This is a genomic window from candidate division KSB1 bacterium (genome assembly GCA_016214895.1).
GTDB lineage: Bacteria > Electryoneota > RPQS01 > RPQS01 > RPQS01 > JACRMR01.
On record JACRMR010000013.1, the window covers coordinates 1 to 24134 of the forward strand.

Below are 24134 nucleotides of genomic sequence, written 5' to 3' on the forward strand. Positions count from 1 at the left end.
CGCTGAGAGGGGCTTTTTTCCACGCGGCGTTATGTGTCGGCATGTGCCCCGCTCGGGAGGACTTGCTGACGGCTCGCTTCCCGACATGCGGTGCGGTTCAGAGGTCGGGTCGTGGACCCGCCCCTACGGGAGATACGGCCCATGATGTGCAGGAATTGACGCAGCTGCCGTGTGGCGGAATCTGGTCTGGTTGACGACCGGAGCGAGATTCCGGCAGGGACACAGTCCCTGCTCGGCGAGGAGTTCCCGATGCGCGAAGACGCGCACCCCCCGGCCCCCCACGGGATGTGGGGGGAGAGCCGACTCACCGATTCCGGCAGGGAGCTCCCGATGCGCGAAGACGCGCACCCCCCCGGCCCCCCACAGGATGTGGGGGGAGGGCCGACTCGCCGATACCGGCGGGGCGAAGAAGAGCGGGGCACGTCAAGTCTCAAGAGACGTGCCGCCGCAGGGAGTGCTGACGCTCGGATTAGCGAGGGGAGGGGAGGCCATGGGAGAGGCATCAATTCACAGAATTTTATTGTTATACTACAAAAGTGTGAATGGCTGGGTTTGAAAGGGCACTTAAACCCTTGACAGGTCTCAATAAAGTTCGTACCTTGCAGTCTGCCTTTTTTGGAGGGCTGTTTCTCCGGCTGGCGTAGCTCAACTGGTAGAGCAGTTGATTTGTAATCAACCGGTTGCGGGTTCAAGTCCTGTCGCCAGCTCTACCGCGACTTGCACGAGACGTGCGGGACCGTCGGGCCAAGCGACGGCAGAAATGCCTCTCCGATTCCGGGCGCCCGGGGGACGGACGCGTGGGCGGCAGAAATTCGGTGGCTTGCCCGAGTGGCTAAAGGGGGCAGACTGTAAATCTGCTGGCAGACGCCTACGGTGGTTCGAATCCATCAGCCACCACCGAGAGAGAGGGATGAAGGATGAGGGATGAAGGACGGATTCCCGCGGCGCGGGGCTTCGTCCGTGGCTTTCACCGCTACGATCTTCCCGCCGACCGACCTGCTGTTCCGGCTTTTCGCATTTCTACATTTTCGCTGTGCGGGTGTAGCTCAGTTGGTAGAGCATCAGCCTTCCAAGCTGAGGGTCGCGAGTTCGAACCTCGTCGCCCGCTCGAAGAGAAATTGAAAATCGACAATTGAAAATTGAAATGCCCGATTGGCCGAGTAGCGGTTACCACGGAGACGCCGCGAAAGTGAATGGCCGGAGTCGGAACTTCAATTTTGGATTTTCAATTTTCAATTTCGACGTCCCGCTCGTGTAGCTCAGATGGTAGAGCGCGTCCTTGGTAAGGACGAGGTCAGCGGTTCAATCCCGCTCACGAGCTCCACGGCCGGAAATTGAAAATCAGAAATTGAAAATCGAAATCCCGAGTGCGATTCCGGATTAGCGACTTCAATTGAGAGAGCGGCCGGGAAGAAGAAATCGCGCGCAAGTCGCGACGCCGATGCTGGATTTGGTCTTAAAATCACGTTACAAATAAGAACTGTCTGAGGAGGATTTCCGACAATGGCGAAGGCCAAATTCGAGCGTACCAAACCGCACGTGAACATTGGCACCATCGGTCACGTTGACCACGGCAAGACGACCCTGACGGCGGCAATCACGCAGGTGCTGGCGAAGACGGGACTGGCGAAGGCGCAGAAGTACGAAGATATCGACAACGCCCCCGAAGAGCGCGAGCGCGGCGTCACGATCAACGCGCACCACGCCGAGTACGAGACCGAGAAGCGGCACTATGCGCACGTCGATTGCCCGGGCCACGCGGACTACATCAAGAACATGGTGACCGGCGCCGCGCAGATGGACGGCGCCATTCTGGTCGTGTCCGCCGCCGACGGCCCGATGCCGCAGACCCGCGAACACGTGTTGCTGGCCCGGCAGGTGAACGTGCCGTCGCTGGTGGTCTTCCTCAACAAGTGCGATCAGGTCGATGATCCGGATTTGCTCGAACTCGTGGAAATCGAGGTCCGCGATCTACTGACCAAGTATAATTATCCGGGCGACGACGTGCCGGTGATCAAGGGATCCGCGCTGGACGCGCTGTCCAACATGGAAGACCCCGTCAAGACCAAGTGCATCTACGAGCTGATGGCGGCGGTGGACAACTTCATTCCCGAGCCGAAGCGTGAGAAGGACAAGCCGTTCCTGATGCCGGTCGAAGACGTGTTCTCGATTTCGGGTCGCGGAACCGTGGGGACAGGCCGGATCGAACGCGGCGTCATCAAGGTTCAGGAAGAAGTCGAGATTATCGGCATGGGCGCGCATATCAAGAGCGTGGTGACCGGCGTCGAGATGTTCCGCAAGCTGCTCGATCAGGGCGAAGCGGGCGACAACGTCGGCCTGCTGCTGCGCGGCGTGGAAAAAGACGCGCTGGCGCGCGGGATGGTGGTCGTGAAGCCGGGCACGCTGAAGCCGCACAAGAAATTCGAAGCGCAGGTGTACGTGCTGTCGAAGGAAGAGGGCGGCCGGCATACGCCGTTCTTCAACAATTACCGCCCGCAGTTCTTCTTCCGCACGACCGACGTGACCGGCTCGATTCACCTGCCCGAGGGCAAGGAAATGATCATGCCGGGCGATAACACGGTGATGCTGGTCGAGCTGATCACCGACATCGCGATGGACGAAGGCCTGCGCTTCGCGATTCGTGAAGGCGGCCGAACCGTCGGTGCCGGCGCGGTCACGAAGATCATCGAGTAGGTAACGGGCTCGCGACACGATCCGCCCCAGCTGATGCGCCCCACGCGGCAGGGCCGCGGGCGGTGTGAGTCGGAGCAAAGGGTTTCCTGAGCAGGGTTCAGGCGAAAGTCTGAGCCCTGTGGTGCGATTTAGATAAGGCCGTTTTCGCCGCGAATTCGGCGGAGTCCGGCCTCTACGGCAGTAGCTCAACGGTAGAGTCCTGGTCTCCAAAACCAGTTGTTGGGGGTTCGAATCCCTCCTGCCGTGCCAGCGTCGGCGCTGGACCCAAGGCGCCAGTCTTCAGGCCCAAGGGGGCGGAATGATTAAAGCTTCGCCAGGAGTGACGATTCGAGCGAGGCGGAGCGAAACTCACATTAATCGCCATGTTTCAGAAGCTGCTTACCTACATCAAAGATGTGCGCCAGGAGATGACCAAAGTCTCGTGGCCGTCGCGGGCCGAGATGATGGAGTCCGCGCGACTCGTGCTCGTGCTGTCGCTGGTGCTGGGCGTGGTTGTGTTCTTTGTGGACCGGATCCTGTCCTACGGACTGGAACAGCTGCTGTAAGGTTGGCCAGCAGGGGCAACCGGGCAGAGTGAATTGAGCGCGGCTTTGAAGCTCGTTACGATCGGATGTCCGGCTTGCGACAGCCCGGTCTTTGAACGGGAACGTACGGTGGGGGATCGGTTCCGCACGGTTCCGGGAGCGCGGTATCAAATTGTGCGCTGCGCTGACTGCCGCCTGCTCTATCTCAACCCGCGACCGACAGACGCCGAGCTCGGCCAGTTCTATGCGGTGCAGGGTTACGATCCGTTTGTCAGCGACCGCCGCGGCTTCTCGCCGGGGAAGTTGATCTACAAATCGGTCCGGTACTTTACCGTGCGCAAGAAGGTCTGGCGAGTTCGCGATGGATTGCCCGGAACACTGCGCGTGCTTGACGTGGGCTGCGCAACCGGCGAGCTGCTTGCGATTTTCCGGCGCCGGGGGGATACAGCCTGTGGCGTCGAGCCGGATGCGGGGGCCGCCGAGTTCGCGCGCAAGCAGGGGCTGACGGTCTGGAACGGCGACATTCGCGCCGTGCCCGCGGACCGCGGGCCGTTTGACCTGATCGTATTCTGGCACGTGCTGGAGCATGTCGCCGACCTGAAGGCGACGCTCGGACGGGTGCGGGAATTGTTGACGGAGCGCGGCAGGCTCGCGATCGCCGTGCCGAATCCGCGATCGCTGGACGCGGGCTGGTATGGAGACCAGTGGGTAGCGTGGGACACGCCGCGGCACCTCTACCACTTTGAGCCGGACGTCATGCTCACGACGCTGGACGGGTGCGGATTCCGCGCCGAGCATATGGGCGCGGTGGCGTTTGATGCGATGTACCACAGCCTATTGAGCGATTCGCGCACGCCGGTCGGATTCATCCGGGCTCTCGCACGCGGGACCATCAGTTTCCTGAGCGGCTCGCTGGGCGGCAAAGGGTCCTCCGAATTGTATTTCGCCTACAAAGATTAAAATTCCTTCATGGTTTCCACCGCCGCCGATCCCGCCCTCACTCTGCACTGGTACGTGATTCATGTGTTCACCGGCCAGGAAGAAAAGATCAAAGCGTTCCTTGACGAGGAGGTCAAGCGGTTGCACCTCGAAGAGCAGTTGACCACCGTGTTGATCCCGAAGGAAGAGGTGGTGGAGATGCGCGATGGCAAGAAAAAGGTCAAGACGCGCGTCATCTACCCCGGCTACATGTACATCGAGATGCTGCTGAACAAGAACACGGAACACTTGCTGTTGAACACACCGCAGGTGATCAATTTCGTGGGACCGAAGAACAAACCGCAGCCGCTGCGCCGCTATGAAATTGACCGCATCCTCGGCCATGTCGATCGCGCCGAAGGCGGGCAGGTTGTCGAAGTCCCATTCCGGGTCGGCGATGCCATCAAAGTGATCGACGGACCGTTCAAAGATTTCACCGGTGTGGTGCGCGATATCAATCTGGAAAAGCGCAAGGTCAAGGTGATGGTGTCGATCTTCGGTCGCTCGACACCGATTGAACTTGACTTCTTGCAGGTCTCGACCGAGCTGGCGACGAGCTAAGGCGGCGCGGCTGACCGTCCTGGCGATGACGGCGTCGGAATCGGATGTGTGGCGGGTTGCTTGTAGTTTGATTTTATGTCCCTGGTCCCCCGCGAAGGCGGAGAGATAAGCGAAGCTCAGAAATATGGCAAAGAAGATTACCGGTTTCATTCGACTGCAGCTGAATGCGGGTGCGGCCACCCCGGCACCGCCGGTCGGTCCCGCACTGGGCCAGAAGCAGGTCAACATCATGGAGTTCTGCAAGCAGTTCAATGCACGCACCGAGAAAGATCGCGGGATGATCATTCCGGTCGTCATCACTGTCTATTCGGACAAGAGCTTCAGCTTTATCACGAAGACTCCGCCGGCCGCCATTTTGCTCAAGAAGGCCGCCGGGTTGGAAAAAGGCTCGGGCGTGCCGAATCGCACGAAGGTCGGAACGGTCTCCTTCGCGCAAGTCCGTCAAATCGCCGAACTGAAGATGAAGGACCTGAACGCCAATGACGTTGACATGGCCGTGCGCATGGTCGAGGGGACCGCGCGCAGCATGGGGATCAACGTACAGAAGTAGGATTCCGGGCAGGTGAAGACACCTGCCGCGGCGAGACGATGAAGACACCTGCCGCGGCGAGAAGATGGAGACACCTGCCGCAGCGGGTGAAGCCGCCCTTTGTCCCCCCAAGGGATGGGGCGGGAGAGTAGATAACAGACCGGGAGAGTGGAGATCACTCGTTGGACCGGAAAAGGAAACCAAATGCCAGATTCCAAGCGCGTCGGCAACAACAAAAAGCTTGTTGACCGGCGCAAAGAGTACACGCTCGACGAGGGAGTGGCGCTCTTGAAAACGACGGCGCCCGCGAAATTCGACGAGACCGTTGAGATTTCGATTCGCTTGAATGTCGATCCGAAAAAGGCCGATCAGGTTGTGCGCGGTACGGTGGCGCTGCCGCATGGCACGGGCAAGAGCGTGCGAGTCTGCGCGATCACCAAGACCAAGGACGCCGAAGCGCGGGAAGCCGGCGCGGACGTGGTCGGCTTTGAGGACGTGATCGAGAAGATTCGCGGCGGGTGGACGGATACCGACGTGATCGTGGCCACCCCGGAGGCCATGGTCGAGATCGGCAAGCTGGGGAAGATTCTCGGCCCGCGCGGCCTGATGCCCAATCCGAAGGCTGGCACGGTGACTCCGAATCTCGGACAAGCGATTCGCGAAATCAAGGCCGGCAAGGTCGAATTCCGCGTGGACAAGTTCGGCATTCTGCATCTCGGCGTCGGGAAGATCAAGTTCAGCGCGCAGCAGATTCAGGACAATCTGGTGGAGTTCTTCCGCAATGTGATGCGCCTCAGACCGTCGTCGGCCAAGGGACAATACGTCAAAAGCGTCTTCCTGAGTTCGACGATGGGGCCCGGCATCAGGCTGCAGCGCACCGTGGTGGAAGCCTCGACGAAATAAGTATAGCCGCGGCCGCCGGCGCCTCTCCGGCTTGGGCCGCTTTTTCATATACCATCAACCGTAAGACCGCATGGAAACCACCGTCAAGAGACCGCCCAAGCAAAAAAAGGTCGATACCGCGGCCCGGCTCGCGGATAAGGTCGATCGTGCCCGCGGACTCTATTTCACGGAGTACAAAGGGCTCACGGTCGAGGAGATTACCGAGCTGCGTCGTCAATGCTACCAGAACAAGATTGAGTATCTGGTCGTGAAGAACACGTTCTCCCGGCGCGTGCTGAAGGAGAAGGGGTTCGACTCCGCAATTCCGCATCTCATCGGACCGACGGCCATCTGTTTCGGATATGCCGATCCGGCTGTGCCCGCCAAGGTGCTGTATGATTTCTCGCAGAAGAACGAGAAGCTGGTCCTGAAGGGCGGCATTTTCGAAGGGAAACCGATCAGCGCGAAGGACATCGCCGCGATCAAGGATCTGCCGAGCCGCGACCAGGCGATTGCGATGACAATCGGCGCGATCTTCGGACCGGTGCAGGCCTTCCACAACGTGCTGACCGCCATACTGCGCGATTTCGTATCGGTGATCGACCAGATCGCCGAGCAGAAGTCCGCGGCGTAGGCGAATTCCGACTGACAATTTTCAACGAACACTATAATCGGAGACAGTCTCGTGAATCAGATTCTTGAGGCCATCGAAAAGATGACCGTGATGGAACTCGTTGAGCTGAAGAAAGCTCTCGAGGAGAAGTTTGGAGTGACCGCCGCCGCGCCGATGATGATGGGCATGATGCCGGCGATGGGTGGCGCGGGTGCCGCCGCCGCGCCGGTGGAAGAGAAGACCGAGTTCGACGTCATCCTGGCCGCCGCCGGCGAGAAGAAGATTCAGGTGATCAAGGTCGTCCGCGAGCTGACGAGTCTCGGACTCAAGGAAGCCAAGGACCTCGTGGACGGCGCGCCGAAAGCGGTGAAGGAAGGCGTGTCCAAGGACGAGGCCGAAAAAGTCAAGGCCAAGCTGGAAGAGCAGGGAGCCACGGTCGAGATCAAGTAACCAGATCGGTGACCAAGTTCCGACTCCTCATGGCGTGAATCTACTGGGTTGCCGAGCCGGACCGCGAGCCCCGCGGAATCGGCTTGGCAATCTTGCGTTTTCCGGGACCGCGATTTCCGCCTGACGTCCCTCCGCAAATCCCTCTCACGAGCCAGTTTCAGTCTGCTGTTCCTTCCGATCAACACGGGAGAATGACCGGTGCGCGATAATAAGAAGACGATCCAGCGAATTAACTTTTCGAAGATCCCCGAGGTGCTCGAGCTGCCCGACATGCTGGATGTGCAGCTCCGCAGCTTCCAGGATTTTTTGCAGGACGTCCCGCTGGGCAAACGGAAAACTTCCGGCTTGCAGGCGGTGTTTCAGAACATCTTCCCGATCATCGACAACCGGGAAACGCATATTCTCGAGTTCGTCGATTACTATATCGAACCGCCGAAGTACGAGGAAGACGAATGCCGCGAACGCGGCGTCACCTTCCAGGCGTCGCTGAAGGCGAAGCTGCGGCTATCGTCGCGCGAAGAAGGGGCCGAGGTCGGCAGCTTCGACAATACGATCGAGAGCGACGTCTATCTGGGCAACCTGCCGCTGATGACGACCTCGGGCACGTTCATTATCAACGGCGCGGAGCGCGTGATCGTCTCGCAGCTGCATCGCAGCCCCGGCGTGTCGTTTTCCGACGATATTCACCCGAACGGAAAAAAGATCTTTACGGCGCGGATCATCCCGTTCCGCGGTTCGTGGATCGAGTTCACGACGGATATCAATGATGTGCTGTACGTGTACATCGACCGGCGGAAGAAGTTTCCGGCCACGACGCTGCTGCGCGCGCTGGGTCACGAGACCAATCGCGACATCTTGAAGTTGTTCGACTATGTCGAGGAAGTTCACCTGTCGCGTAAGGACCTGAGCAAGGAATACGGCCGGCATTTCGCCGCGGACGTGCTGAACGAAGCCACGGGCGAAGTGATTGTCGAGGCGAATAAGGAGTTCAGCGAAGAGGCGCTGAAAGCGCTCACCGCGGCGAAGGTGAAGGCCGTCGAATTGCTCAAGTCGCGGAAACGGGACGTCGTGTTTGATATTCTGATGAACACGCTGAACAAGGACAAGTCCACCTCGCCCGATCGCGCGCTGGAAGTGATTTATCGCGAATTGCGCAGCGGCGAACCACCGGACATCGATACCGCAAAGAAGTTTCTGCACCGGTTGTTCTTCGACGAGAAGCGCTATGATCTCGGGGCCGTGGGCCGCTATCGGATCAATACGAAGCTGCAGCTCGAAGTTCCCCCGGAAACGACCGTGCTGACCGAAGAGGATATGATCGCGATCCTCAAGCATGTGCTCAAGCTGCGGATCGGCCGCCAGCAGCCGGACGACATTGACCACTTGGGCAACCGCCGCGTGCGAACCGTCGGCGAGCAGCTTGCGAACCAGTTCAGCGTGGCGCTGTCGCGCATGGCGCGGACGATCAAGGAGCGCATGAATCTGCGGGACAGCGATTCGCTGACGCCGCAGGATTTGATCAATGTGCGCACGATTTCGTCCGTGATCAACACCTTCTTCGGTACGAATCAGTTGTCGCAGTTCCTGGATCAGGTCAATCCGCTGACCGAGCTGACCCACAAGCGCCGGCTCTCGGCGCTGGGACCGGGCGGTCTGACGCGGGAACGCGCGGGTTTCGAAGTCCGAGACGTGCATTATACGCACTACGGCCGGTTGTGTCCGATCGAGACGCCGGAAGGTCCGAACATCGGCCTGATTTCCTCGCTGTGCACCTACGCGAAGATCAACGACATGGGCTTTGTCGAGACGCCGTTCCGACTGGTGAAGCACGGCAAGGTCACGAAGCAGATCGACTACCTCTCGGCGGACCAGGAAGACCGCGTGGCGATTGCGCAGGCGAATACGCCGATCAACCCGCGGGGCGAGTTCCAGACGGACCGGATTAAGTGCCGGCAGCGGTCTGACTTTCCGGTCCTGAATCCGACCGGCGTCGAGTATATGGACGTGGCGCCATCGCAGATCGTCTCCATCGCCGCGGCGCTGATTCCGTTCCTGGAACACGACGACGCGAACCGCGCCCTGATGGGCTCGAACATGCAACGTCAGGCGGTACCGCTGTTGATTCCGCAGGCGCCCTACGTGGGCACGGGCATGGAGCGGAAGGCGGCGGAGGATTCGCGGACCTTGATCCTCGCGCCGGATGACGGCGTGATCGAGTACGTCGATGCCAATCGCATTATCTTCCGCGGCCGACCGAAAGTCGCGGAGGACAGTATGGGCGAAGTGCCGGCGACGATGAATCCGCAGGCCGATAACGTCACTTTCAAGCTCAAGAAATTCGTGCGCACGAATCAGGACACCTGCATTAACCAGCGCCCGGCCGTGAGCGAAGGCGAGCAGGTCAAGAAGGGGCAGGTGCTGGCCGACGGCTGCGCGACGGAAAAGGGCGAACTGGCGCTGGGCAGAAACGCGCTGGTGGCCTTCATGCCGTGGAACGGATATAACTTCGAAGATTCGATCATTCTATCCGAACGCATCGTTTACGACGACGTGTTCACGTCGATCAACATCGAAGAACTTGAATTGCAGGTGCGCGAGACGAAGCGCGGCGAGGAAGAGCTGACACGCGAAATCCCGAACGTATCGGAAGAAGCCGTGAAGGATCTCGACGAGATGGGCATTGTGCGGATCGGTGCCACGGTGCGGCCGGGCGATATTCTGGTCGGCAAGGTGACGCCGAAGGGCGAGACCGATTTGACGCCGGAAGACAAACTCCTGAAGGCGATCTTCGGCGACAAGGCGGGGGACGTGAAAGATGCGAGCCTGAAGGCGCATACCGGCATGTACGGCATTGTCATCAACACGAAGCTGTTCAGTCGCAAGAAGAAGGACGCGAAGACGCGGCGCGAAGACAAGAAGGCGCTCGAAGAGCTGGATTCGCAGTTCAATCAGAGCTTGAACGCGCTGAAACGACAGACCGCCGAAGAGTTGTACGGCCTGCTGCGCGGACACAAGTCCAAAGAAGTGCGCGAGCGCACCGAAACCGTGATTCTGTTCCACGAGAACAATTTCTTCACGGAAGCAGCGATCAAAGCTCTGGATTTCGAGACGCTTAGCGCGGACTACGCCTGGACGGAGAACGAAGCGGTTAACGAACAGATCGAACAGTGCTTCGACAAGTATCGCGACCGGTTGTTCATCCTGCAGACTGAACTCAAGAACGAGAAGTACCGGATCCAGGTCGGCGACGAACTGCCGCCGGGAATCGTGCAGCTCGTGCGCGTGTACGTCGCGCAGAAGCGCAAGATTTCGGTCGGCGACAAGATGGCCGGACGGCACGGCAACAAGGGCGTGGTCGGCAAGATCGTGCCCGTGGAAGACATGCCGTTCATGTCCGACGGGACGCCCGTGGATATCATTCTGAATCCGCTGTCGGTGCCGTCGCGAATGAACATCGGTCAGATCTTCGAAACCACGCTGGGGTGGGCGGCGCACCGGCTCGGAGTGTATTTCGCGACGCCGGTGTTCGACGGCGCGAAGATGGGCGACATCGAAGACTGGCTGGCGCGGGCGGAACTGCCCAAGAACGGCAAATGCTACCTGTTTGACGGGCGCACGGGTGTGCGGTTCGAGCAGGAAACGACGGTGGGCTGCATCTACATGATGAAGCTTTCGCACTTGGTTGACGACAAGATCCATGCGCGGTCGATTGGACCGTACAGCTTGATCACGCAACAGCCGCTGGGCGGCAAGGCGCAGTTCGGCGGACAGCGGTTCGGCGAAATGGAAGTCTGGGCGCTGGAAGCCTACGGCGCCGCCAGCATTTTGCAGGAGATCCTGACCGTGAAGTCCGACGACGTTAACGGCCGCGCGCGCACGTACGAAGCGATCGTCAAAGGCGAAAACCTGCCGACGCCGGGAATCCCCGAATCGTTTCACGTGTTCATCAACGAATTGCGTGGACTGGGACTTGACGTGAAATTGATGGAGTAGTCGGCGCGCATTGCGCGTCCTCCCCCGCCTGGCCGGGCTCTTCCCGGCGGGTACGTCATCGACCGACACTCATCTCGAGGGAGACATAGATGTTGCCGCTTTACGCGACAGACGAAGTCGAACAGGGAAACTTTTCAAAGATCTCCATCAGTCTTGCCTCGCCGGACACGATTTTGTCGTGGTCGCACGGCGAGGTGACGAAGCCGGAAACGATCAACTACCGCAGCTACAAGCCGGAAAAAGACGGCCTGTTCTGCGAAAAGATTTTCGGACCGGTGAAGGATTGGGAGTGCCACTGCGGGAAATACCGCGGCATCCGCTACAAGGGCATTGTGTGCGATCGCTGCGGCGTGGAAGTGACAAAAAAGGATGTCCGCCGCAAGCGCATGGGACATATCAGTCTCGCGGTGCCCGTGGTGCACATCTGGTATTTCCGCAGCCTGCCGTCCAAGATCAGCTACGTGCTGAACATCAGCACACGCGATCTGGAACGGATCATCTACTACGAATCGTTCGCGGTGATTCAGCCGGGGCGGAGCGCGCTGAGGCGCAAGGATCTACTGAGCGAGGCTGAATACCTGGACGTGATCGCCGAACTCGGGCCGCAGGAAGACGTGCCCGCGGAAGAGCGCTTTGTGGCCAAGATGGGCGGCGAAGCGGTGCGCGACCTGCTGGCGACGGAGGAAATCGACACGATCGCCGGCGAGTTGCGGGCGCAGATCAAGACCGAGACGAGCGCGCAACGCAAGCACGACGCGATCAAGAAGCTGCGCGTGATCGAAGCGTTCAAAGATCAGGATGCCAGCAACTTCAATCGTCCGGAATGGATGGTCATGTCGGTGGTCCCGGTGGTCCCGCCGGACCTGCGGCCGCTGGTGCCGCTGGAAGGCGGCCGATTTGCGACGTCGGATCTGAACGACCTCTATCGCCGGGTGATTATTCGCAATAATCGCCTGAAGCGGCTGATTGAGATTCGCGCGCCCGAGGTCATTCTGCGCAATGAGAAGCGGATGCTGCAGGAAGCGGTGGATTCGCTGTTCGATAACGGCCGCAAGTCCGTGGCCGTGCGGTCCGACGGCAATCGTCCGCTGAAGAGTCTCTCGGACAACCTGAAGGGAAAGCAGGGCCGGTTCCGCCAGAACCTGCTGGGCAAGCGCGTGGACTATTCCGGCCGCTCGGTGATCGTGGTCGGGCCAGAACTCCGACTGTATCAGTGCGGTCTGCCGAAAGATATGGCCGTCGAGCTGTTCAAGCCGTTCATCATCCGTAAGCTGATTGAGTACGAACACACAAAGACGGTCAAGTCGGCCAAGCGGTTGGTCGAACGCAAGACCGATGAAGTGTGGGCGATTCTCGAAGAGATCATTCAGGACCATCCGGTGCTGTTGAATCGCGCGCCGACGCTGCACAGACTGGGAATTCAGGCGTTTCAGCCGTTGCTCATCGAAGGCAAGGCGATCCGGCTGCACCCGTTGGTATGCTCCGCGTTCAACGCCGACTTCGACGGTGACCAGATGGCCGTGCACGTACCGCTCTCGTACGAGGCGCAGGTGGAAGCGCGGCTGCTGATGATGGCGAATCACAACGTGCTGCATCCGGCGCATGGACGCCCGATTACCGTGCCGTCGCAGGACATGGTGCTCGGTCTGTATTATCTGACCAAGCGCAAGGTCGGCGAACCGCTGGAATGGAAGACGTTCTCGTCTCCGGAAGAGTTGATCGTGGCGCGCAACGACGGCAAGATCGGCCTGCATACGCAAATTCGCGTGCGCATCCGCGGCATGCTGGTCGAGACCACGGTGGGCCGCGTGATCTTCAATCGCATTCTGCCGCCGCAGGTGCAGTCGTCGCGGTATTTCAACGAGATGCTGGCGAAGAAGCGTATCGAAGAAATCATCTACCAGTGTATCCTGAACACCGGAATCGGACCGACGGCAGTGTTCCTGGACCGGCTGAAGGAGCTGGGATTCACGCAGGCGATGATGGCGGGGATTTCCGTCGGACTGTCCGACGTCGAGATTCCGTCGGCGAAGGACAAGCTGATCGAGGCCGCCTACAAGAAGGTGGAGGAGGTCCAGAATCAGTATGAGGACGGAATCATCACCGACGGTGAGCGGTACAACAAGATCATCGATATCTGGACGCATACCTCGACGGACGTGGCCGAGGTCATGTTCTCGAAGCTGCGGGACGCGGAAGCGGGCTTCAACCCGATTTTCATGATGGCCGACTCGGGCGCCCGCGGTTCGAAAGAGCAGATTCGGCAGCTGGCGGGCATGCGCGGGCTGATGGCGAAGCCGCAGAAGTCGTTGACGGGACAAAAGGGCGAGATTATCGAAAGCCCGATTACCGCGAACTTCAAAGAAGGACTGAGCGTGCTCGAGTACTTCATCTCGACGCACGGCGCGCGCAAAGGTCTTGCGGATACGGCACTCAAGACGGCGGATGCGGGCTACCTGACGCGACGTCTGGTGGACGTGGCGCAAGACGTGATTGTCCGAGACGTGGACTGCGGTACCTTGCGCGGGATCTTCCTTGAAGAAGCGCAGGAAGGCGAAGAAGTTACCGAGCAGTTGCACGAACGTGTGATGGGCCGGGTGCTGTCCGAGCCGATCTTCGATCCGGTCACCGGGGAGAAGATCCTCGACGCGAACACGGTCGTCAAGGAGCGCGAGGCGGCGATCATTGCCAAGGCCGGAGTGACGCGGCTGAAGATTCGTTCGGTGTTGACCTGTGAATCCGTGCGCGGTGTCTGCGCCATGTGTTACGGCACGAACCTCGCCACCGGAAACATGGTGGACATGGGCGAGGCGGTTGGCGTCATGGCCGCGCAGTCCGTGGGCGAGCCCGGTACCCAGCTGACCCTGCGCACGTTCCATATCGGCGGCGCCGCGTCGCGCGATGTGTCTGAATCGCGGCGCGAGGCCAAGCGCGGCGGCCGGGTAACGTTCGAAAACGTGGACTTCATCGAACGCGAAGACGGAGCGAAGATCTCGATCCGCCGTTCGGGTCTGTTGAAGATCCTTGACGAGAACAATCGCCAGGTGGCCCGTTACAAACTGCCCTATGGAGCGCAGGTATTCGTCAAGGAAGCGCAGACGGTCGTTGACAACGAGTTGCTGTTCGAATGGGATCCGTATTCGGACTCCATTCTGGCATCGACGGGCGGCACGGTACACTATGTGGACATCCGGGAGGATGTGACGTTCCACCAGATGGTGGACGAGCAGACCGGAATGAAGCACAAGGTGATCATCGAGTCCAAGGATCGCAAGCTCAATCCGCATGTGGTCATTGTCGGTCCGAATGGCGAACGCCTGGCCAATCATATCCTGCCGATCAGTTCGCATTTGTTGGTCAGTGACGGTGACCCGATCAAGACCGGTGAGCCGTTGGCGAAGATGCCGCGCAAGTCGCAGAGCATCCGCGACATTACCGGCGGTCTGCCGCGAGTGACGGAACTTTTCGAAGCGCGGCGGCCCAAGGATCCGGCGACGGTCGCCGAAATCGACGGGATCGTGCGGTTCGGCGGCCTCAAGCGCGGCGTGCGCATGGTAACGGTCACATCGCTGGATGGTCAGACCGAGCGCAAGTACGCGGTGCCTTACGGCAAGCATATTCTGGTGCATGACCACGACCGCGTGTCCGCCGGTGAGAAGATCACGGAAGGTTCGGTGGTGCCGCAGGATATCCTGGCGATTCAGGGTGCCTGGAAGGTGCAGGAGTACCTGGTCAAGGAAATCCAGGAGGTCTATCGCTCGCAGGGCGTGCGGATCAACGACAAACACATCGAGGTGATCGTTCGCCAGATGCTGCAAAAGGTTCGCATCGAGGATCCGGGCGATACGGATTATCTTGAAGGCGACCATGTCGATGGCCTCAAGTTTATCCGAGCCAACGAGAAGATGTTGAACAAGATTGTGGTGGAGGAGCTGGGCGATGCCCCGTGGCGGATGGGGAATCTCGTCGAGAAGACGGACTTCAACCGCGAAAACCGCAAGCTGCGCACCGCGGGAGGCATGGAGGCCAAGGGGCGACCGGCCAAACCCGCTACCTCGACATCGGTGCTGCTGGGAATCACTCAGGCCAGCTTGTCCACCGAGAGCTTTATTTCGGCGGCGAGCTTCCAAGAGACGACCCGTGTACTGACGGACGCCGCGATCTCCAAGAAGACCGACCTGTTGTCCGGATTGAAAGAAAACGTGATTATGGGTCACCTGATTCCCGCCGGGACAGGTCTGGCCCAGTATCACAAGCTGCGGTCACGCCGTCCCACGGAGGAAGAGGAAGAACTTGCGAAGGACTTCCGGATTTCCGCGCCAGGGATTTCGGCGGACACCGTCGAACGGGGAATTGAAGAGCTCGGCAGTGAGGAGATGATTCCGGAAAAGAGGCAGGACTGAAGCCCGCTCTTTCGCCTGATTTCGCACGTGAGTACCGTAAACACATAGGTTTACGGTACTCGACTGCGCCGTGTGATGGGTGATAATAATCGGGGAGATTCGTGAGACGGCCTTGACAATCCGGTACTCATTCGTTATTTTTGAAAGTCTAAGCCGAAAAGGGAGTTCTGTTTGCCAACTGTTCAGCAGTTAATACGTTCACGGCGGGAGCCAGCCAAGTATAAGACTGCGGCCCCCGCGCTCGTGCGGTGCCCGCAGCGCCGCGGGGTTTGTACCCGAGTCTATACGACGACCCCCAAGAAGCCGAATTCGGCACTGCGCAAGGTTGCCCGTGTCAAGCTGACCAATGGCATTGTGGTCACGGCCTACATTCCGGGCGAAGGCCACAACTTGCAGGAACATTCGATTGTGATGATCCGGGGAGGGCGTGTCAAGGACCTCCCGGGAGTTCGCTACCACATCATCCGCGGGATCCTCGATACGGCAGGGGTGGATGGCCGCAGGCAGGGCCGCTCCAAGTACGGGACCAAGAAGAAGGCTGCTCCGGCCGCCAAGGGTGGAGCCCCAAAGAAGAAGTAAATCGCCGTCCCACGACGATTTTGATCTGATCGCTTAATCCGAAATGTCCAGAAGAAAACGCATCGTCAAGCGCGAAATCCTGCCGGATCCGAAGTACAATTCGACCGAGGTTACCGCGTTCATCAACGGCCTGTTACGCCGCGGCAAACGCTCGATTTCCGAGAGTATCGTTTACGGCGCTTTCGAAATCATCGAAGCCAAGGCCAAGCAGAATCCGCTCGAAGTGTTTGACTCGGCGATGAAGAACGCATCACCGGTCGTCGAGGTCAAGAGTCGCCGAGTCGGCGGTTCGACCTATCAAGTGCCGGTGGAAGTCAAGACCATGCGTCGGCGCGCCCTGGCCATTCGATGGATCTTGATCTACGCTCGTCAACGCGGAGACAAGACCATGGCGCAGAAGCTGGCGATGGAATTCATGGCCGCGGCGAAGGGCGAAGGCGGCGCGATCAAGAAGCGTGACGATACGCACAAGATGGCGGAAGCGAACAAGGCGTTTGCGCATTTCCGCTGGTAGGCGATCCTATAGCAGAATCCCCGATCCCCCCTTTGGTGCCCCCATCAGAGCGGGGGGAGAACCGATGAAGACCCGGGCCGGGTTGTGAAAATTCAGCCCGGCTTGACGATAATTGATGAGACGACGATAACCCCCGTTTGAAGCTCACGTGACCGTTCCCAGCGCAACACAGAAACCTAAGAAGTCCGGTAAGGAGTCGTCCGAGAAGACGCCGCTGTCCATGATCCGCAATATCGGGATCATGGCCCACATCGACGCCGGCAAGACGACGACGACCGAACGCATCCTGTTCTATACGGGACGCCTGCACCGCATCGGCGAAGTGCATGAAGGCGCCGCGACCATGGACTGGATGGAGCAGGAAAAAGAGCGCGGGATCACGATCACCTCCGCGGCGACGACCTGCCAGTGGCGGGATCACCGGGTGAACATCATCGACACGCCGGGGCACGTGGATTTCACGGTCGAGGTCGAGCGCTCGTTGCGAGTTCTGGACGGCGCGGTGGCGCTGTTCTGCGCGGTGGGCGGCGTGGAGCCGCAGTCGGAAACGGTGTGGCGCCAGGCCAACCGCTACGAGGTCCCGCGCCTCTGTTTTGTCAACAAGATGGACCGCTCGGGCGCGGATTTCTTCCGCGCCGTCGAGATGATTCGGACGCGGCTGCACGCGAACCCGGTGCCGATCGCGATTCCGGTGGGGGCCGCCGACCTGTTCCAAGGGGTGATTGACTTGATCACCTTCAAAGAAATCGTCTGGGTCGATGATTCCCATGGCATGCACTTCGAGACGTTCGACGTGCCGAAGGACATGTACGATACCGCCCACCACTGGCGCGAAAAGATGCTGGAGTCGATCTCCGATTACGACGATCACCTGATGGAGAAATTCCTGAACGGTGAGCCGATCGAGCCGGGAGAGATTCGCGCCGCGCTGCGCAAGGCGACCTGCGACCTGAAGATTTTCCCGGTACTGTGCGGCGCGTCCTTCAAGAATAAGGGCGTGCAGATGTTGCTGGATGGCGTGGTGGACTACCTGCCGTCACCGTTGGACAAGGGATCGGTGGTCGGAATCAATCCCAAGACCGACGAGGAGGAGGAGCGCCAGCCGGATGTCAATGCACCGTTCGCGGCCCTGGCCTTCAAGATCGCGACGGATCCCTATGTTGGCAAGCTGACCTTCATCCGCGTGTATTCGGGCAAGCTGGACGCGGGCAGTCAGGTGCTCAACATGAAGACCGGCAAGAAGGAACGGGTGTCGCGCCTGTTGCACATGCATGCCAATAAGCGCGAAGACGTTACGGAAATGATCGCAGGCGATATCGGAGCCGCGGTGGGACTATCGACCGTTCGCACGGGGGATACGTTGTGCTTTGAGTCGCACCAGATCGTGCTGGAACGGATGGAATTCCCAATGCCGGTGATTGAGATCGCGATCGAGCCCAAGACGAAAGGCGATCAGGATCGGATTTCCGAATCGCTGGCCAAGTTGGCCGAGGAAGACCCGACCTTCCGGGTCGGATTCAACGACGAAACCGGGCAGACGGTGATCGCCGGCATGGGCGAGCTGCACCTGGAGATTATCGTGGACCGGCTGTTGCGCGAATTCAAATGCGATGCGGTCGTGGGTCGGCCGCAGGTCGCGTATCGCGAAGGGATTCGCAAGACCGCGCACGAAAACCACAAGTTCGCCAAGCAGTCGGGCGGTCGCGGTCAGTACGGTCACGTGGTGATCGACATTGAACCCGCCCCAACCGGCAGCGGCTTGATATTTGACAATAAAATCGTCGGTGGCGCGATTCCAAAGGAATACATCCCGGCGATCAATAAGGGTCTCGACGAGGCGATGAAAACCGGTGTGCTGGCGGGTTACCCGCTGCTGGACATCAAGGTCTCGCTGGTCGATGGCTCCTATCACGAAGTTGACTCGAACGAAATGGCCTTTAAGATTGCGGCATCGATGGCGATGAAGGAAGCGGTCCGCAAGGCCGATCCGGTGTTGCGCGAGCCGATCATGAAGGTCGAAGTCGTGACTCCCGATACCTATATGGGTAGTGTGGTTGGCGATTTGAATTCGCGGCGCGGCCGCATCAACGAGATGCACCCGCGCTCGGACGGCCAGGTTGTGACCGCTATGGTTCCGCTCGCCGAAATGTTCGGCTACGCGACTGCGCTGCGCTCCAACACTCAGGGTCGAGCCATTTTCTCGATGGTGTTCGATCATTATGCGGACGTACCGAAGTCGGTGGCCGAAGCCATCCTCGAGAAGAAGTAGATTCCACACACAGCCCGCCGGATTCGCCGCATGGCAATCGATGCGGGCTGACTTTTTGACTATTTCCCCCACGTTAGCCGGCTGAATACCCCGGATGGACACGCTGAAAAAGGGCTACATTCGTATCCGGTTGAAGAGTTACGATCATAACCTGATCGACAAATCAACCGAGAAAATCATCCAAACCGCCAAGACCACGGGCGCGCTCATCTCCGGGCCGATTCCGTTGCCAACGCGGCGCTCCGTCGTCACCGTGAACCGCTCGCCGCACGTCGATAAGAAGTCGCGTGAACAGTTCGAGACGCGGGTGCACAAGCGGCTGATCGACATCCACAATTCCACGCCCCGGACCATCGATGCGCTGATTCGTATTGAATTGCCGGCCGGCGTCGATATCGAGATCAAGACATGATCGGAATGCTCGGGAAAAAGGTCGGCATGACCCAAATCTTCGACGAGAAGGGCACGGCAGTGCCCGTCACCGTCATTGAGTTGGGGCCGAACCAGATCACCAATATCCGTACGCGGGCCGATCACGGCTACGAAGCGGTCTGTCTCGGCTTCGGTCAGAAGCGTGACAAGCTCGTGGTGAAGCCGCTCAAGGGCCACTACAAGAAGCTGGGCCTGACGGCGCCGAAAGTCGAGCGCGAAGTCCGCGACATGCCCGCCGAGGGCAAGCGGATCGGTGACTCCCTGAAGTGCGACGTGTTCAAGCTCGGCGACCGGGTCAAGGTGTCCGGCGTTTCCAAGGGCCGCGGCTTCGCGGGTGTCATTCGCCGGCATCATTTCTCCTCGGTCGTGGACAGTCACGGTACGCATGAATTCTTCCGTCACGGCGGCGCGATCGGCGCGCACACATTCCCCGGTCGAGTGTGGAAAGGGTTGCGCATGGCGGGGCGCATGGGAGCCGACAACGTGACCGTCAAGAATCTTAAAGTGGTTCGCGTCGATGTGGACGCGAACCTGATCATGGTCAAGGGCGCGATTCCCGGACCGAACAAGGGCTTAGTGCTGGTTCGTAAGTAGCATCATGAAACTTCCCGTTTATAAACAAGACGGCTCCAAGTCCGCCGACAGTGTTGAACTGCCGGATGCGATGCTGCAGGTTGAGCCTAACGATCACGCGATCTGGCTGGCCGTGCGCAGCGAGCAAGCCGCGCAGCGCCAGGGTACCGCGAAGACCAAGATCCGCAAGTACGTGCGCGGCGGCGGCCGGAAGCCGTTCAAGCAGAAAGGCCGTGGGGTGGCCCGGCAGGGCACGAGCCGCTCGCCCTTGATGCCTGGCGGCGGTACGATTTTCGGGCCGGTACCCCATAAGTACCATGTCGGGGTCGGCGACAAGGTGAAGAAGATCGCCCGGCTGAGCGCGCTGGTGCATAAGGCAAAGGCCGACAAGATCCGAATTGTGGAAGATTTCACGATGAGCGCGCCGCGGACCAAATCCGTGACCGGTCTGTTCAAAGCGCTGGGACTCGACGCCGAACGCGTGCTCGTACTGACTCCGGAATACGATTTGAATCTGGCCAAGAGCGTGCGCAATGTTACCAGGGCCCATGCGCAAAAGGCTGAAGCAGCGTCAACGCTGGACCTGATGAACTGCTCGACGATCGTCTTACAGAAGAGCGCGCTGCCCAAACTGTTGAAGGTGCTCGGCCATGCTGCATAAACGCTCCGTCCTCCGCAAGCCATTGCTGACCGAAAAGATCGCCGGTCTGCAGGACACTCGCAACCAGTACGCGTTTGAAGTCGATCCGATGGCCAATAAGGTCGAGATTCGGCGGGCCGTCGAACTGAAGTACGGGGTTAAGGTCACCGAAGTGAATACGATGGTCGTGCGCGGCAAAGTCAAGCGGCTGGGACGGTTTACCGGCAAGCGCGCCGACTGGAAGAAGGCGATCATCACCCTCAAGGCCGGCGAGCGCATTGAACTCGCGCAGAATGTGTAAGTAAGTTCGCGATCCAAGAGCCGAACGACCCCGACTATGCCTGTAAAGAAATTCAAACCTCTGACACCCGTACAGCGCTTCCGCACCGTGCTAGTGCGTACCGAGATCTCGAAAGAGGGTCCGGAACGCCGCCTGCTGGGCGCGCTGCCCAAGTCGGGAGGTCGCAACAACCGCGGACGCGCCACCAACATCAATACCGGCGGCGGCCATAAGCGGAGCTACCGGACCATCGACTTCCGCCGCGACAAGCTGGACATCCCCGCGACGGTCGCCCGGCTGGAATACGATCCGAACCGCACGGCGAATATCGCGCTGCTATTCTACGCTGACGGGGAAAAGCGGTACATTATCGCCCCCGTCGGACTAAAGGCCGGTGATCGCGTGGTCTCATCGCGAACGGGCAATGACGTGCGGCTGGGGAATGCGTTGCCGCTCGAGAAGATTCCGATGGGTTCATTCGTCCACAATATCGAAATGAAAGTCGGCAAAGGCGGTCAGATCGCCCGCTCCGCCGGCGCCGGCGCGCAATTGACCGCGATCGACGGCAAGTACGCCCTGTTGAAAATGCCGTCAGGCGAAATGCGGAAGATCCCGGCGGCCTGTTTGGCTACGGTCGGTCAGGTCGGCAATCTCGATCACGAAAAGGTCACGTCGGGCAAGGCCGGGCGCACTCGCTGGCTGGGTCGCAGACCGCATACCCGCGCGGTGGCCAAGAATCCAATCGATCATCCGATGGGCGGCGGCGAAGGCCGCTCGTCCGGCGGCCGTCACCCCTGTACGCCGTGGGGAAAGCCGACCAAGGGCTATAAGACGCGCAATCCGCGCAAGAAATCCAGCGAACTGATTGTTCGCCGCCGTAACGTGCAGACGCGAGGGTAAGCCGTGGCTCGTTCGCTTAAAAAAGGTCCGTACATTGAAACGCGGCTCGAGTCGCGCATTCAGGAAATGAACTCGAGGAACGAGAAGAAAGTGCTGAAGACCTGGTCGCGGCGCTCGATGATTTCTCCGGATTTCGTCGGTCATACGCTGGCCGTGCACAACGGCAAGAAGTTTCTTCCGATCTACATCACCGAAAACATGGTCGGTCACAAGCTCGGCGAGTTTGCGCCGACGCGGACCTTCAAAGGCCACACGGCCAAGAAGGCCGAAAAGACCGTCGCGAAGAAGTAAATCATGGAATCGCGCTGCGTAACCCGATACGTCCGTGTCACCCCGCGCAAGATGCGGCTCGTCGCCGATCTTGTCCGCGGTAAGAATGTGCACGAGGCCGTCAATTTACTCAAGTTCACCACCCGCTCCGCCGCCCAGCCGACGCTGAAGGCGATTCAGTCCGCTGTGGCCAATCTGGTCAACTCGGACGAAGGCCGGGACGTGAATCCGGAACAGCTGTTCGTCAAGACGATCTTCGTGGACGAGGGGCCGACCATGAAGCGGTTCATGCCGCGGGCCATGGGTCGTGCCGCCCCGATCATGAAACGCAGCAGCCATTTGACCGTGTTCGTGGCGACACCGGAAGCGGCGCATGACATCGAGGCGGCCGCGGTTGCCGAAGCACAGCCGAAGGCGGCGCCCAAGCCAAGCGTCAAAGCGGCGCCGAAGCCGGTCGTCAAGGCCACGACCGAAAAGAAATCCGCCGCCAAACCGGCGGTCAAGAAGAGTCCAGCGAAGAAGTCATAAGAGAATCCACTGTGGGTCAAAAAGTTCAACCTGTCGGCATGCGCTTGGGTGGTATCCGCACCTGGAACAGCGCGTGGTTTGACGAACGAAGTTTCGCGGATAAGCTGCACGAAGATCTCTATCTGAGAAAATACCTGACGCAGCGCCTGAAGCAGGCCAGCGTGGCGGGGATCCAGATCGAGCGCACGCCGAAGCAGCTGACGCTGACCATCCGCACGTCGCGGCCCGGAATCGTGATCGGGCGCAAAGGCGCGGAAGTGGACAAACTCAAGGCGGAGCTGAAGAAGCTCACCAGCCGGGACGTTCAGGTCAATATTTACGAAATCAAGCGGCCCGAACTTGAGGCGAAGCTGGTGGCCGATATGATCGCCAGTCAGCTCGAAGGCCGGGTGTCATTTCGCCGCGCGATGAAGAAAGCGATCCAGACCACGATGCGGATGGGCGCGGAAGGCATCAAGGTCATGTGCTCGGGCTGTCTGGGCGGCGCCGAAATGTCGCGAGTCGAAGGCTATCGTGAAGGGCGAGTGCCGCTGCACACACTGCGCGCGGATATCGACTACGCACTTTCCGTCGCGAAGACCGCGTACGGCACGATTGGCGTCAAAGTGTGGATCTGCCGCGGCGAAGTCATCGGTAAGGACGCGCTCGCGCAAGGGCAGATTCGCGGCAGCCGCGAACGCGAAGCTCATGGTGAACGAAGCGATCGTCCGGATCACCGCGATCACCGGGACCGTCCGGATCGACGTCCGGACCATCGCCCGGACCAGCGTGGAGATCGTGGTCCCAATCCCGGCGGTCGGAGATAACGAGCTATGTTGACACCGAAACGAATGAAGTTCCGCAAGCAGCAGCGCCGCCGGCGAATGGGATTCGACTATGCGGGCAGCACCGTTGCTTTCGGCGAATTTGGATTGAAGGCGATGGCCGCGTGCTGGATGACGTCGCGGCAGATCGAGGCCGCCCGTGTCGCCCTGACGCGCCATATCAAGCGCGGCGGCAAAGTCTGGATCCGCATCTTCCCCGATAAGCCGTGCAGCAAGAAGCCGCTGGAGACGCGGCAGGGCAAGGGCAAGGGTCCCGTGGAATTCTATGCGGCCGTGATTCGCCCCGGCCGCGTGTTGTTTGAAATCGAAGGCGTGGATGTCGCCACGGCTCGCGAAGCGATGCGCCTGGCGGCGCAGAAGCTGCCGATCAAGACGAAGTTCGTCGAGCGCGAAATCAGCCACACTTAACCCGTCGACCTGTTATCTATCTCATGGCAAAAGGTTCCGCACGTCCGATGAAGATGACCGAACTGAAAGAACTCAGCAAGGTCGAACTCGGCAACCGCCTGCACGAATCGGCGGACAATCTCGAAGCGTTGCGCTTCCAGTTGGACTCCGGTCAACTGCCCAACACCGCACGGGTGCGTCAGATCCGTCGCGACATCGCCCGCCTGAAGACCGTCTCCCACGAAATCGAACTGGGTCTGCGGAAGCCGAAAGGAGCCAAGGCGTGAGCGCCACGTTAACTGCCGCGGCAT

23 protein-coding genes and 5 tRNA genes are annotated in these 24134 nt (G+C 59.8%); all 28 read left to right on the forward strand.

The window, feature by feature from the left end; all coding sequences use genetic code 11:
* Nucleotides 1–634: 634 nt before the first annotated feature.
* Nucleotides 635–707: transfer RNA gene (locus tag HZB60_08455), tRNA-Thr, on the forward strand.
* Nucleotides 708–814: 107 nt separating this feature from the next.
* Nucleotides 815–897, forward strand: a tRNA-Tyr gene (locus HZB60_08460).
* A 138-nt stretch (nucleotides 898–1035) separates the two neighbouring features.
* A tRNA-Gly gene (locus HZB60_08465) sits at nucleotides 1036–1108 on the forward strand.
* Nucleotides 1109–1248: 140 nt separating this feature from the next.
* Nucleotides 1249–1324, forward strand: a tRNA-Thr gene (locus HZB60_08470).
* A gap of 179 nt (nucleotides 1325–1503) precedes the next feature.
* On the forward strand, nucleotides 1504–2694 hold the full coding sequence (gene tuf, locus HZB60_08475) for an elongation factor Tu (protein ID MBI5059794.1): 1191 nt from the start codon (nucleotides 1504–1506) through the stop codon (nucleotides 2692–2694).
* 174 nt (nucleotides 2695–2868) lie between these two features.
* Nucleotides 2869–2943, forward strand: a tRNA-Trp gene (locus HZB60_08480).
* 113 nt (nucleotides 2944–3056) lie between these two features.
* Entirely contained in the window at nucleotides 3057–3239 is a 183-nt protein-coding gene (secE, locus tag HZB60_08485; GenBank protein ID MBI5059795.1) for a preprotein translocase subunit SecE, read from the forward strand.
* Nucleotides 3240–3284: 45 nt separating this feature from the next.
* A complete protein-coding gene (locus tag HZB60_08490; protein ID MBI5059796.1) occupies nucleotides 3285–4178 on the forward strand; it encodes a class I SAM-dependent methyltransferase in 894 nt (297 codons plus the stop codon).
* Between the two features lie 9 nt (nucleotides 4179–4187).
* Nucleotides 4188–4757, forward strand: a complete 570-nt coding sequence (gene nusG, locus HZB60_08495; protein MBI5059797.1) for a transcription termination/antitermination factor NusG — start codon at nucleotides 4188–4190, stop codon at nucleotides 4755–4757.
* 124 nt (nucleotides 4758–4881) lie between these two features.
* Nucleotides 4882–5307: a 50S ribosomal protein L11 gene (gene rplK, locus HZB60_08500; GenBank protein ID MBI5059798.1), complete on the forward strand. Its 426-nt coding sequence runs from the start codon at nucleotides 4882–4884 to the stop codon at nucleotides 5305–5307.
* Nucleotides 5308–5490: 183 nt separating this feature from the next.
* Nucleotides 5491–6189, forward strand: a complete 699-nt coding sequence (locus tag HZB60_08505; protein MBI5059799.1) for a 50S ribosomal protein L1 — start codon at nucleotides 5491–5493, stop codon at nucleotides 6187–6189.
* Nucleotides 6190–6259: 70 nt separating this feature from the next.
* On the forward strand, nucleotides 6260–6802 hold the full coding sequence (locus tag HZB60_08510; protein MBI5059800.1) for a 50S ribosomal protein L10: 543 nt from the start codon (nucleotides 6260–6262) through the stop codon (nucleotides 6800–6802).
* A 51-nt stretch (nucleotides 6803–6853) separates the two neighbouring features.
* Entirely contained in the window at nucleotides 6854–7231 is a 378-nt protein-coding gene (gene rplL, locus HZB60_08515) for a 50S ribosomal protein L7/L12 (protein MBI5059801.1), read from the forward strand.
* 198 nt (nucleotides 7232–7429) lie between these two features.
* The gene (gene rpoB, locus HZB60_08520) at nucleotides 7430–11224 is read left to right on the forward strand and encodes a DNA-directed RNA polymerase subunit beta (GenBank protein MBI5059802.1); all 3795 of its coding nucleotides are present in this window, start codon (nucleotides 7430–7432) and stop codon (nucleotides 11222–11224) included.
* Nucleotides 11225–11313: 89 nt separating this feature from the next.
* Nucleotides 11314–15627 carry a DNA-directed RNA polymerase subunit beta' gene (gene rpoC / locus HZB60_08525; protein MBI5059803.1) on the forward strand — a complete coding sequence of 1438 codons (4314 nt, stop codon included), beginning with the start codon at nucleotides 11314–11316 and terminating at the stop codon, nucleotides 15625–15627.
* A gap of 171 nt (nucleotides 15628–15798) precedes the next feature.
* The gene (locus HZB60_08530; protein ID MBI5059804.1) at nucleotides 15799–16206 is read left to right on the forward strand and encodes a 30S ribosomal protein S12; all 408 of its coding nucleotides are present in this window, start codon (nucleotides 15799–15801) and stop codon (nucleotides 16204–16206) included.
* Between the two features lie 43 nt (nucleotides 16207–16249).
* A complete protein-coding gene (gene rpsG / locus HZB60_08535; GenBank protein MBI5059805.1) occupies nucleotides 16250–16720 on the forward strand; it encodes a 30S ribosomal protein S7 in 471 nt (156 codons plus the stop codon).
* A 220-nt stretch (nucleotides 16721–16940) separates the two neighbouring features.
* Nucleotides 16941–18989, forward strand: a complete 2049-nt coding sequence (gene fusA, locus HZB60_08540) for an elongation factor G (protein ID MBI5059806.1) — start codon at nucleotides 16941–16943, stop codon at nucleotides 18987–18989.
* Nucleotides 18990–19092: 103 nt separating this feature from the next.
* A complete protein-coding gene (gene rpsJ / locus HZB60_08545; GenBank protein ID MBI5059807.1) occupies nucleotides 19093–19401 on the forward strand; it encodes a 30S ribosomal protein S10 in 309 nt (102 codons plus the stop codon).
* On the forward strand, nucleotides 19398–20015 hold the full coding sequence (gene rplC, locus HZB60_08550; protein ID MBI5059808.1) for a 50S ribosomal protein L3: 618 nt from the start codon (nucleotides 19398–19400) through the stop codon (nucleotides 20013–20015). Before rpsJ ends, rplC begins: the two co-directional genes overlap by 4 nt.
* Nucleotides 20016–20019: 4 nt before the next feature.
* The gene (rplD, locus tag HZB60_08555; protein MBI5059809.1) at nucleotides 20020–20655 is read left to right on the forward strand and encodes a 50S ribosomal protein L4; all 636 of its coding nucleotides are present in this window, start codon (nucleotides 20020–20022) and stop codon (nucleotides 20653–20655) included.
* Nucleotides 20645–20935 carry a 50S ribosomal protein L23 gene (gene rplW, locus HZB60_08560; GenBank protein ID MBI5059810.1) on the forward strand — a complete coding sequence of 97 codons (291 nt, stop codon included), beginning with the start codon at nucleotides 20645–20647 and terminating at the stop codon, nucleotides 20933–20935. The genes rplD and rplW overlap by 11 nt, the downstream gene beginning before the upstream one ends.
* A gap of 36 nt (nucleotides 20936–20971) precedes the next feature.
* On the forward strand, nucleotides 20972–21814 hold the full coding sequence (rplB, locus tag HZB60_08565) for a 50S ribosomal protein L2 (GenBank protein MBI5059811.1): 843 nt from the start codon (nucleotides 20972–20974) through the stop codon (nucleotides 21812–21814).
* Nucleotides 21815–21817: 3 nt separating this feature from the next.
* A complete protein-coding gene (rpsS, locus tag HZB60_08570; GenBank protein ID MBI5059812.1) occupies nucleotides 21818–22105 on the forward strand; it encodes a 30S ribosomal protein S19 in 288 nt (95 codons plus the stop codon).
* A 3-nt stretch (nucleotides 22106–22108) separates the two neighbouring features.
* On the forward strand, nucleotides 22109–22612 hold the full coding sequence (rplV, locus tag HZB60_08575) for a 50S ribosomal protein L22 (GenBank protein MBI5059813.1): 504 nt from the start codon (nucleotides 22109–22111) through the stop codon (nucleotides 22610–22612).
* A gap of 11 nt (nucleotides 22613–22623) precedes the next feature.
* A complete protein-coding gene (gene rpsC, locus HZB60_08580) occupies nucleotides 22624–23418 on the forward strand; it encodes a 30S ribosomal protein S3 (protein ID MBI5059814.1) in 795 nt (264 codons plus the stop codon).
* A gap of 6 nt (nucleotides 23419–23424) precedes the next feature.
* Nucleotides 23425–23844, forward strand: coding sequence for a 50S ribosomal protein L16 (gene rplP, locus HZB60_08585; protein MBI5059815.1), 420 nt, complete (start codon nucleotides 23425–23427; stop codon nucleotides 23842–23844).
* A 47-nt stretch (nucleotides 23845–23891) separates the two neighbouring features.
* Nucleotides 23892–24110, forward strand: a complete 219-nt coding sequence (gene rpmC, locus HZB60_08590; GenBank protein ID MBI5059816.1) for a 50S ribosomal protein L29 — start codon at nucleotides 23892–23894, stop codon at nucleotides 24108–24110.
* Nucleotides 24111–24134 lie beyond the last annotated feature (24 nt).